At 45.6% G+C, this 11,061-nt stretch carries 8 protein-coding genes and 2 pseudogenes; 3 read left to right on the top strand and 7 right to left on the bottom strand.

The window, feature by feature from the left end; all coding sequences use genetic code 11:
* Positions 1-137: 137 nt before the first annotated feature.
* Together SLS51_RS11380 and SLS51_RS24675 are read right to left on the bottom strand one after the other, a co-directional pair.
* Positions 138-1,817, bottom strand: coding sequence for a ShlB/FhaC/HecB family hemolysin secretion/activation protein (locus SLS51_RS11380; RefSeq protein ID WP_323838374.1), 1,680 nt, complete (start codon positions 1,815-1,817; stop codon positions 138-140).
* Between the two features lie 174 nt (positions 1,818-1,991).
* Positions 1,992-2,069: pseudogene (locus tag SLS51_RS24675) on the bottom strand (helix-turn-helix domain-containing protein); the annotation flags it as partial.
* Between SLS51_RS24675 and SLS51_RS11375 the strand changes: the two are divergent.
* Positions 2,063-2,194 (top strand): annotated as a pseudogene (locus SLS51_RS11375) (amino acid ABC transporter substrate-binding protein); the annotation flags it as partial. The pseudogenes SLS51_RS24675 and SLS51_RS11375 overlap by 7 nt on opposite strands.
* Before the next feature lie 53 nt (positions 2,195-2,247).
* On the opposite strand, the gene SLS51_RS11370 reads toward SLS51_RS11375, so the two are convergent.
* A complete protein-coding gene (locus SLS51_RS11370; RefSeq protein WP_323838372.1) occupies positions 2,248-3,711 on the bottom strand; it encodes an ArnT family glycosyltransferase in 1,464 nt (487 codons plus the stop codon).
* Between the two features lie 193 nt (positions 3,712-3,904).
* Between SLS51_RS11370 and yihI the strand changes: the two genes are divergently transcribed.
* Both yihI and hemN read left to right on the top strand, forming a co-directional pair.
* Complete coding sequence (gene yihI, locus SLS51_RS11365; protein WP_323838370.1) at positions 3,905-4,414, top strand: Der GTPase-activating protein YihI; 510 nt, start codon at positions 3,905-3,907, stop codon at positions 4,412-4,414.
* A gap of 193 nt (positions 4,415-4,607) precedes the next feature.
* Positions 4,608-5,981: an oxygen-independent coproporphyrinogen III oxidase gene (gene hemN, locus SLS51_RS11360; protein WP_323838368.1), complete on the top strand. Its 1,374-nt coding sequence runs from the start codon at positions 4,608-4,610 to the stop codon at positions 5,979-5,981.
* A gap of 163 nt (positions 5,982-6,144) precedes the next feature.
* Here hemN and SLS51_RS11355 read toward each other — a convergent pair whose 3' ends face one another.
* The 4 genes from SLS51_RS11355 to glnA all read right to left on the bottom strand — a co-directional run bounded on the left by SLS51_RS11355 (position 6,145) and on the right by glnA (position 10,541).
* The gene (locus tag SLS51_RS11355; protein ID WP_323838366.1) at positions 6,145-6,285 is read right to left on the bottom strand and encodes a hypothetical protein; all 141 of its coding nucleotides are present in this window, start codon (positions 6,283-6,285) and stop codon (positions 6,145-6,147) included.
* A 194-nt stretch (positions 6,286-6,479) separates the two neighbouring features.
* On the bottom strand, positions 6,480-7,919 hold the full coding sequence (gene glnG, locus SLS51_RS11350; RefSeq protein ID WP_323838364.1) for a nitrogen regulation protein NR(I): 1,440 nt from the start codon (positions 7,917-7,919) through the stop codon (positions 6,480-6,482).
* A 9-nt stretch (positions 7,920-7,928) separates the two neighbouring features.
* Positions 7,929-8,978 (bottom strand): nitrogen regulation protein NR(II), encoded by a 1,050-nt coding sequence (glnL, locus tag SLS51_RS11345; RefSeq protein WP_323838362.1) that lies wholly within the window; start codon positions 8,976-8,978, stop codon positions 7,929-7,931.
* A 153-nt stretch (positions 8,979-9,131) separates the two neighbouring features.
* Entirely contained in the window at positions 9,132-10,541 is a 1,410-nt protein-coding gene (gene glnA, locus SLS51_RS11340; RefSeq protein ID WP_323838360.1) for a glutamate--ammonia ligase, read from the bottom strand.
* Positions 10,542-11,061 lie beyond the last annotated feature (520 nt).

Here is an 11,061-nt window from a genome sequence, read left to right as displayed (position 1 = left end):
ATCCGGTGTGATCCCCGCGGCAATCGCCGGGTGAAGCGGCTGAATGGCGGTCAGGTAAATTAATAGATAACTCGTGCCTCTCGCCACCGAGTTGTTGCGTTTACTCATCGTACTATCCCTTTTGTTTAATTTAAGTGTTAAAAAGTCAGTGATACTGACCAATAAGCGACCCAGTGATCCGGTTTTAGGTGATCAGGGTGAATGAGGGGTTTCCCAATAGTGATGGTCTGGTTGAATCCAGGGTGAGTCAGTGATAAGCCCAGAGCCGTACCGGTGACATTGCCGCCCTCGATTTGTCCGGTTTTTTCCTGTAACCAGCCAGTATCCAGCGCTCCGGTTAAAGCGAGTTCGCCTGGGATAGGCAGTTCTGATATCCGCCAGTTCAGCTCGTTGCGCCAATATCCGCCGCGGTTGCCGGTGAGATATTGCTCTTTGAATCCCCGAACGGAATATTGTCCCCCCAGTGAGAGACGTTCGCTGGCGTAAAGGTTGTCTGGCGTGGTCTGGCCGTAAATCGATGAGAGGTAATAAACGGAGTCTGTGACAGGCATGAAATAGCTGGCGTTCAGACTGAATTTGTGAAATTGACTCCGTGGCGCATCTGAGAAACGCGGATCATCTTTGGTGGTGCCAAATGTTTGTAAACCGTGGCTCACCATCGGGTTAAAAGTGATATAGCTACCTGCCAGCGTGGTACTGTAATTAACGCCGAGGTTGATTGTGCTCAGTGTCGGGCTGCTGATGGATAATGTTTCTCCTGCCAGTAAATTGGTGGTCCGACGGCGTGTCAGCCCCATATCCAGTGCCAGCTTCTGTTCTCCATCACGATATAACGTCCGGTTTACTGCCAGCCGGTGAGTCTGGCTGTCACCTGTGTAGCGATAGGTTTGTGAACATGCTGGGATATTCTGAAAAGAGTCATTCCATGCATATTGATAACTGAATAACCAGTAACCATAAGGAACCGTCACATTGGCGGAGAGGCTACGGCTTTGATGGCTATTGCGGAAGTCACTGTTACGGCTGGCGGATAATGACCACTGGTCAGCGAGGTGTAATGGATTATCCAGATTCACGTTGGTATTGATTTGCCCGGTGCCGGTACTTTTTTGACCACTGTTATCCGCTCCTAAATTGGCACTAACGGGTAAGCGAATCGATGTTCGCTTTAGGATAACCGTGGAATAACCCGGTTGTTTGCCCGGCTGAATATCAATGGTCATTTGTTGAGATGGCAGGCGATTTAAACGTTCCATGCCTTGTTCGATATCTCGCAGGTTAAGCGTTTTACCCACTATGCTCGGAAAAGCCATTTTCAACGAGAGAGGTGTTTCACCGTCCAGACTGACTGATTCAACTTTGCCTTCATTGACCGTAATGATGAGAACACCAGAGGATAAATCCTGTGCGCTGAGTCCGGCCCGGGAAGTGACATAACCCCGTTCAATGTAGGCATTAGTGGTTTTTCGTACCAATGCATTAATGTCCTGCAAAGATAAGCAGTGGGATAAATAAGGGTGTATTAAGCGCTGTTTGACTGATCGAGGCAGGCTTTTGGCACCGTCGAATTCAATCTGGTGAATGGTGTGGCAGATAGATTCCGCTGTACCCGGTGTTACATCGGGTGATGGAGATAAGGTGATGCTGTTGCGCAGCGTTGCCCGTTGTTGCTCGGCTTGTTGCAGCAATGCTTTTTGTTGTTGCGTGATGGTTTCTTGATCCGCAGGGCTGATGGATGCTGAGGCATAGACCAGTTCGGAAATTGCCAGCAGGATAAGCCCTATCAGGCTTTGGTGATAAAGAAAGCGTCTTCTCATAAATAATCCTGACAGTTTAATAATAACATTAATAAACTATTCTAATGTGGGATTATTTTCTTGTCTGAATGGGTAGTATAAAATGTGATCTGGATTGGTTATTTAATCCTGCTAATGGGGAATCTGATATATTAAATTCTACAAAGTGGTGATCGATATGGAGATATTATCTCCTTACTCCAACCCAAGTTCTTTTAACTTCCGTGTAATAGTATTGCGTCCCCAACCTGGCAATCGTGCAGCATCTGCGCGAGCATTATCCGACAGCCAAAGTGATCTCTTATGACGACACACCTCTGGCCTTTGCTGCGCTACGTAACGGCAATGTGCAAGCCATCATACAGGATGTTGCTAAGTTAGTCGGTCTGTTGGTTAATAGCGTATGAAATGTTGAAAGCCTATAAATCAGGCTTTCAACTTGCAGAGAAAGCTACTGATATTTTTCCGGTGGCACAAAACCTACGCAAACCAATATTGGCTTAGTTTCAGGTTCAGGCTGGAAAAGAAACTCATCAGTGCTCTCTATTATCAGAGTTGGCCAGTATTGCAGAACGCTGTGAAAATCTTCCTGTTCACACGTTTTACCCTTTTCACCTACTAGAATAGCGCCGTCACGTACAATATCACTTGCTTTAACATGGCGGTTGTAGATATTGGGTGCCTGCTCTCCCGGTATCCAAGGTTGGATTGTCTCTGGCTGACTTGGTGCGTAAACAGTCAGCCACTGATGCAAGTATTCGCCCCCGACATAATGGAGCGGTGTCGAATAGCGTTGATGCCAGCGTTGTTCCAGTTGCCGGGAAAAGTCTTTTATACCTTCGAATTTATGGCCGGCACCGTGAACATTGGCTGTCATAATCAGTACGTATCCCATCAAAATCAATACCGCAACGATAATCAACCCTCTCAAAGTGCTGCGTAATGATTTTTGTGGAAATCGGGTAATAGAACCGACCAACAGCGCTGATGAAACAGACATAAAGGGGTGCAGCCATTCTGTCATTCTTCCCCCCTTATTGAATGAGAACCAGCAGTAGATAATCAGTAATGGCAACAAGATGATAATGTTTACCAATCGGTTCGGTTGTTCCTTCGGCCAGCTAATACGGCCGCCGAGCTGATAAATAATAATGCCAACGATAATCAGTGGATAAAATACTGATAATAATGATCGGGTGGTCTGTAGATTAAACCCGCTATCTATTTGTGAATTTACCCATTTGAAGGCGGCAAAATCATTATTCCACAGCCACCAGAAGTTAGGCAGGACCAGCATAAACCAGATAACCAGTGCGAGATAAAACGCGGGTTGGCGGTAACATTGGCGAATTTTAGGCACAAACAGGGTCAATAGAAAAACTGAACCAACCAATGCCAATGTAGAATATTTTCCCATTGTTGCCAGCCCGGAACTCAGGGCAAACGCCAACCACCAATGCGGATTGTCATACACGGCTCGTAGAAAGAACAACATAATCCACGGCCATAGCATAATTAGCAGATAATTATCGTTATATGGGATAATATCGAAGTTAATAATACCAGACAGGTTCAATGTCAGCATGGCGAGCCATGCCAGCTCTTTTTTCCCTGTCAGCCGAAATGCCAGATGCCATACACCGAGCATGCCAATCGCAATAGCAATAAAGTGAATGAAATACCAGTAAAAACTCAATGAAACACCGCTGATATGGATAGCAGGCAGCATCATTACACCCACTAACCACGGATTTTTAGGTGAACCCCATTCGCCGTTTTTCCCCCAGTTCAATGCTTCGACGGCATCATAAGGGACGGTTGGGTCGAATGAATAACTCACTATCATCCATAACAAAGCATAACCCACTACCCACAAGTAAACGGATTTATAGCAAGAAGTATCAAAAATAGGCATATCGATTTATCATTTATTGAAAGCTAAGAGTAATAGAATATTTGTTGATGGTTAAACCATGCATGAATGATAAGAGATTTTTGGCTATTTTTTTTAAAAGATAAAGAGTTATTCACGGCGCTTTTCTATACGTGCAGTTTCTGCTAGATTCCGGCGCAACAATACCCTGATAAACCAAACTGAGTAACAGGCTATGAACCCGTTAAAGAAAAAAGCACCAGCCAAAGCATCTGCTAGTAAACAGAAAAGAAAAAACCGCGAAGAATTGAATGCGGAAGGGCGTGCACGTAAGCGTGAGAAAAAACATCGCGGCAATTCGCCCGGTAACCGCAATCAGGAGCAGAGCGGTGATAAACATCAGTCAGGCAAACAGCAACGTGATCCACGTCTTGGCAGTAAAGTGCCTGTTCCGCTGATTGTCGGAGAACAACCGACAAAACCTGTCGTTGCTAATAAAGTCGAGACAAAACCACGTCTGTCGCCACAGGAAGAGTTGGCGATGCTAGAAAACGACGATCGTCTGGATGCATTGTTAGAGCGTCTGGAAAATGGCGAAAGTCTGTCTAAAGAAGAGCATGCTTATGTTGACACAACGCTGGATCGGATTGACGCTCTGATGGAAGAGTTAGGTATTAAACTGGATGAGGAAGAGAGTGAAGAAGAGAAGCAGGATGACATTATGCAACTGCTGAAAGGTAAATAATTTAATCTCTCATGATCAGAGGCGGATTGATCCTAATAACCATACTATTAGTGTGTTATTTGCTATGGTTATTGGGTAAACTATGGCGATTATCGCGGCGTAAAACCCGGCTGCGCGGAGCCACCATAGCGCAACATATTAACCATATGAAAGCGTTACGTTTTGATGGGCAAAAACATCGGAAGGAATGAGCATGTCTGAGCAAGCCATCGTTTGGGATCTGCCTTTGATCCAGAAATACAATTATTCCGGCCCTCGCTATACTTCATATCCTACGGCGTTGGAATTCAATCAACAGTATGACAATGCAGCATTTATCGAGGCTGCTACCTGTTATCCTGAACGACCGCTTTCTCTCTACCTCCATATCCCGTTTTGCCATAAGCTCTGTTATTTCTGTGGTTGTAATAAACAGGTCACCCGTCAGAAGCATAAAGCGGATGAATATCTGCAATGGCTTGAACGGGAAATTCGTGACCGGGCAAAGTTGTTTTCTGGTCGTAAAGTGAGTCAGATGCATTGGGGCGGTGGTACACCAACCTACCTTGATAAAGACCAAATCAGTAAATTGACGGGATTGTTGCGTCACCATTTTGATTTTCTGCCGGATGCTGAAATTTCCATTGAAATTGACCCACGTGAAATTGAACTGGATATGATTGATCACCTGCGCAGTGAAGGTTTTAACCGCCTGAGCATGGGCGTACAGGATTTCAATAAAGAAGTACAGCGTCTGGTGAACCGTGAACAGGATGAAGAGTTTATCTTTGCTTTGGTAGCACGTGCCCGCAAGACGGGTTTTAATTCCACCAGTATTGATCTGATCTATGGCCTGCCGAAACAAACACCAGAAAGTTTTGCATTTACTCTGGAGCGAGTATTAGCGTTATCACCGGACAGAATGAGTATTTTCAATTATGCTCATTTGCCGAGCTTATTTGCTGCTCAACGTAAAATTAAGGAACATGATTTACCGAGTGCCGAGCAAAAGCTGGATATATTGCAAGAAACAATCGCAACGCTGACAAACAATGGCTATCAGTTTATCGGCATGGACCATTTTGCTCGCCCGGATGACGAACTGGCGGTAGCTCAACGGGAAGGGAAGTTACATCGCAATTTTCAGGGTTATACCACTCAGGAAGAGTGTGACCTGCTAGGTTTGGGAGTTTCTGCTATTAGTATGTTGGGCGATAGCTATTCTCAAAATCAAAAAGAGTTAAAAACTTATTATGCGGAATTAGAAAAACAGGGGCATGCCTTATGGCGTGGTTTAACGCTGTCCCGAGATGATTGTATTCGCCGTGATGTTATTAAAGCGCTTATCTGTAATTTCCGTCTAAATTTTGCCGATATTGAGCAGCAATATGGGCTGAGTTTTACCCATTATTTCACGGAAGATTTGCAATTATTAACGCCATTAGTTGACGATGGACTGGTTGAAGTTAATGAGAAACAGATCTGGGTAACGCCACGAGGCCGGTTACTGATTCGTAATATCTGTATGTGTTTTGATATTTATTTACGCCGGGAAGTTAGCCAGCGTCAGTTTTCAAGGGTGATTTGATTGTTCAGAGTATGGTTTTTAAATAAAAAGGTTTTAACCGTTTTAAGATCTTTTTATTTTACATTTGGATATCCGGTTTTACGATTTTACGGTTTTCACTTAACCTCATTTACCTAGATCTATTTAAATAAAGCGATTAATTAAATAATATACCCTATGGATTTCAAGATGCATCGCGGCGGCAAGGGAGCGAATCCCCGGGAGCATAGATAACGATGTGACCGGGGTGAGTGAGTGCAGCCAACAAAGAAGCAACTTGAAAGATAACGGGTAAAGATCGAAAACCCATAATGACCAATGCCATACATTTACCATCAAAACTAAGCTACAGATAAAAATAACAATAATAAGAGGAAAAAACTTAACAAGTAGAACAAAAACGTAAAGAGAGGCTATGACTGCGGCCACTTTGGCTGGAATTTTTTTATTCCGGCGGCATTACTCGTGCTGGGAATAATAATTCCGCAAGGTGGTGATAAGGCTGGAGATATTATCTCCTTACTCCAACCCAAGTTCTTTTAACTTCCGTGTAATAGTATTGCGTCCCCAACCTAGCAATCGTGCAGCATCTTGTTTATGGCCTTTAGTATGCTTAAGTGCACAATCAAGTAAGGTACGCTCCAATAATGGTAATGCTTCAGATAGCAGATCCTGCCGACCATTTTCCAAGGCATTTGTTGCCCATTGGGCAAGTAGCCGCGACCAGTTTTCCGGTATTGTATTTGCGGGTACGGTATTTACAGATGTTGTTGTGCCGGTTTCGGTATGATGAGTTTCAAATAATTCAGACGGCAAATCTTGCACTAATACTTCTTGGCTTGCCGCCATGACTGTCAGCCAGCGGCAGATATTTTCCAACTGGCGAACATTGCCCGGCCAGGGTAAACGCATTAAGGCTATTTCTGCGTCAGGATGGAGAATCTTTGTTTCTACGCCCAACTCTTTGGCGGTCTGTTGTAAGAAATGGCGGGTCAGGCGAGGGATATCCTCTACTCTGTCACGTAAGGGCGGTAATTGCATACGAATAACATTGAGGCGGTGATAGAGATCTTCACGGAATTTGCCTTTCTGTACCAAGCGCTCTAGATCCTGATGGGTTGCCGCGATAATTCTCACATCCACTTTTACGGGAGCATAACCGCCAACTCGGTAGAACTGACCTTCCGCCAATACCCGTAACAGACGGGTCTGAATGTCCAGAGGCATATCACCAATTTCATCAAGAAACAGTGAACCGCGATTAGCCTGTTCAAACCGCCCATGACGTACCTGATTAGCGCCGGTGAAAGCCCCTTTTTCATGACCAAACAACTCTGACTCAATTAAATCTTTAGGGATAGCTGCCATGTTAAGGGCAATAAATGGCTCATTGGCCCGTGGGCTGTGGCGGTGCAGCGCATGAGCCACCAGCTCTTTTCCGGTACCGGATTCGCCATTAATCAGGACGCTGATGGAGGAGCGGGAGAGGCGGCCGATAATGCGGTAAACGTCCTGCATGGCAGGCGCTTCTCCTATCATGTCAGAAACGGGTGTGACGACCTGTGGACTTTTAATTGATTGATTCTGATCGCGGGAGTGGCTAAGCGCCCGTTCCAGCAAGGCAACGGCTTCATCAATATCAAAGGGTTTTGGTAAGTAATCAAAAGCACCTTGTTGGTAAGCATTGACCGCAGCGTCCAGATCAGAATGGGCGGTCATAATGATGACTGGCAGCAACGGGTTGCTCTGTTTGATATTATTCAGTAGGTTTAGCCCATTCATTCCCGGCATACGGATATCCGAAATCAGTACATCAGGTGTGTTTTGGGCCAGCGCGGTTAGGGCGCTATCCGCGTCGGCAAAACTGGTACATTCCATCCCCGCGTTACTTAACGCCCGTTCCAGTACCCAGCGGATTGAACTGTCATCATCGACGATCCAGATTTTTCCCTGTTGCATCGTTATCCTCTATTTCTTAATTGGTAAGTAGATAGAAAATGCTGTGTGCCCCGGCCAACTGGTAAATTCTATTTTGCCGGAGTGTTGGTCTATTAAATTGCGAGCAATGGATAGACCAAGACCTGTCCCACCTTCATGTGCACTGACCATTGGGTAAAACAAGGTGTCCTGAATTGGTGGCGGGATACCTGGCCCGTTATCTTCCACGTCAATTCTGGCCGCCAGACGATAGCGCTTACCATGCAAGGTAATCTGAAAAGCGGTACGAGTGCGGAGGGTAATGGTTCCCCCCTGTTTTTCTAGTGCTTGCAAGGCATTACGGGTGATATTTAGCAATACCTGTTCAATTTGATCAGGATAGTGGGCCAGTTCTGGCAAACTGGGATCATAATCTTTTACCAGTGTGATGTTATCCGGCATTTCCAGCGAGACTAACTGGGAGACCCGTTCAGCAACATAATGAATGCTTTGTTTAATTCGCTCACCCGGATGTTGTGGGCCAAGCAATCTGTCTACCAGATGGCGCAATCGGTCGGCTTGTTCAATAATCACCTGGGTGTATTCCCGCAAAGCAGGATCAGGCAGTGCTTTGGACAGTAATTGTGCGGCTCCTCTCAACCCACCAAGGGGGTTTTTGATTTCGTGTGCCAGCCCCCGAACCAATTCCCGTGCGGCTATCTGCTGAGCTTGTTGTACCTGCTCTTGGCTTAACCGGCGTTGACTATCCATAGGCGCCAGTTCCAGCAAGATGAACTGCTCGGAAATGGGTTGGGCACTGAGCGACATAATATGAAAGCGGTTCTCAACCACTAATGTTACTTCGTTATCAGTAAAACTCTGGCCACTGACCAGACTAGAGCGCATCAATTCTGTATCCAGTGAAAAATAGCTGAACAGCACTGGAAGAGGTGTACCGAATAGTTTACGGGCACTCTGAGCGAATAATTGCAGTGCTGCATGGTTGGCATAACAGATGACGAGATCCGTATCCAGTACCAATACACTGTTAATGAGTGAGTTTAATATTTGCTCGCTGTCGGGCAGATTTTCCGTTTTCATCCACACTCCTGCACTTTTTTGGTGCACTGTATCATGTTCGAGCGTAAAACCCAGTCAAAGCCTGAAATTTAGATGGCAGGAAAAAGGCCCATCCGAAGATGGGCTAAAGGTTTCACGGCAACAAAAAATGATCAGCGGAAACGGCGCGGCTAATTACACACTGTAATAGAGTTCAAACTCCAGTGGATGTGGTGTCAGACGGACCCGCTCTATTTCACTGTTTTTCAAGTCAATATAAGCATCAATGGCGTCATCGGTGAATACACCGCCACGGGTCAAGAATTCACGGTCGGCATTCAGTGCTGCCAGTGCTTCATCCAGAGAAGAGGCGACAGTTGGGATCTCTTTGGCTTCTTCCGGTGGTAGGTCATACAGGTTTTTATCCATCGCATCACCGGGATGAATTTTATTGATGATGCCGTCAAGGCCAGCCATCAATTGAGCGGCGAATGCCAGATAAGGGTTAGCCGCCGGATCAGGGAAACGTACTTCAATACGGCGAGCTTTGGTGCTGGCAACAACCGGAATACGGATGGATGCCGAACGGTTACGGGCAGAGTAGGCCAGCATAACCGGTGCTTCATAGCCCGGCACCAAACGTTTATAAGAGTTGGTTGTCGGGTTGGTAAACGCGTTCAGCGCACGAGCATGTTTGATAATACCGCCAATGTAGAATAGCGCCAGTTCAGATAGACCGCCGTATTTGTCACCGGCAAACAGGTTAGTACCGTTTTTAGACAGAGACATATGGCAGTGCATACCGGAACCATTATCACCAACCAGTGGTTTTGGCATAAAGGTTGCGGTTTTGCCAAAATTGTGCGCGACATTATGTACGACGTATTTGTAAATCTGGGTTTCGTCCGCTTTTTTGGTCATGGTGTTGAAGCGGGTAGCGATTTCATTTTGGCCTGCTGTTCCCACTTCATGATGGTGAGCTTCTACAACCAACCCCATCTCTTCCATCGTCAGGCACATCGCTGAACGTAAATCCTGCGAAGAATCAACAGGAGGCAGCGGAGCATAACCGCCTTTTACCGCAGGCCGATGGCCTTTGTTACCGCCTTCGTATTGCGTCCCGGAATTCCATGCAGCTTCGATATCATCAATGTGATAGTAAGAATGAGACATGGCACTGCTGAAGCGCACGTCATCAAACAGGAAAAACTCAGGTTCTGGTCCACACAGGACAGTATCGGCAATTCCGCTTGAACGCAGGAAGTTTTCAGCACGTTTGGAGATGGAACGGGGATCACGGTCGTAGCCTTGCATGGTGCCTGGTTCCAAAATGTCACAACGTAGAGTCAATGTGGCATCGTCAAAGAAGGGATCAAGCATGGCTGTGCTTGAGTCTGGCATCAGTACCATGTCAGATTCGTTAATCCCTTTCCAACCGCTGATTGAAGATCCGTCAAACATTTTGCCATCTTCAAAGAAGTCTGCATTAACCTGATGAGCAGGAATGGTCATATGTTGTTCTTTGCCTTTGGTATCAGTGAAACGCAAATCAATAAACTTCACCTGATGCTCTTCAATCATGGTTAAAACATGTTCAACGGACATACTCGGTTTCTCCTGGTTTGTGTCGGTCTTGATAAAATGGTCGTGGTTAAGACTAAAGAAAACACAGTCACATCGTTTTACCTTAACAAGGCTATTTATACGTTTGCAAACTTATATACCCGTTATCTTTCACGTTGCCTCTTTGTTGGCTGCACTCACTCACCCCGATCACATCGTTAGCTATGCTCCCGGGGATTCGCTCCCTTGCCGTCGCGATGCATCTTGAAATCCATAGGGTATAGTTGTGAAAATCAATTCAATCACGAAAGCATTTGCGAAAAGCGTGCCAACTTTTTAACGCCTTGCCATATACTGTGTTGTGAGTATACCCGTGATGGGATACCTTGATATTCGGGAAAATTGCACTAAATTAGTGCAATTATGTTACTGCGAAGCACAATATTAGTGCATTTGTGCCGAAAGTGCGTCTGTTTATGGGCGTGAAAGGGATCACAATTTCATTGTTATCAAGTTGTTCAGCATAGATTATTGTGATCCTGTTTAGTCCTTCGACCAATGT

Origin of the sequence: Photorhabdus africana (assembly GCF_035181445.1) — a bacterium.
In the GTDB taxonomy this organism is placed as follows: Bacteria; Pseudomonadota; Gammaproteobacteria; order Enterobacterales; family Enterobacteriaceae; genus Photorhabdus; species Photorhabdus laumondii.
This window is presented reverse-complemented; position numbering and strand designations above follow the sequence as displayed.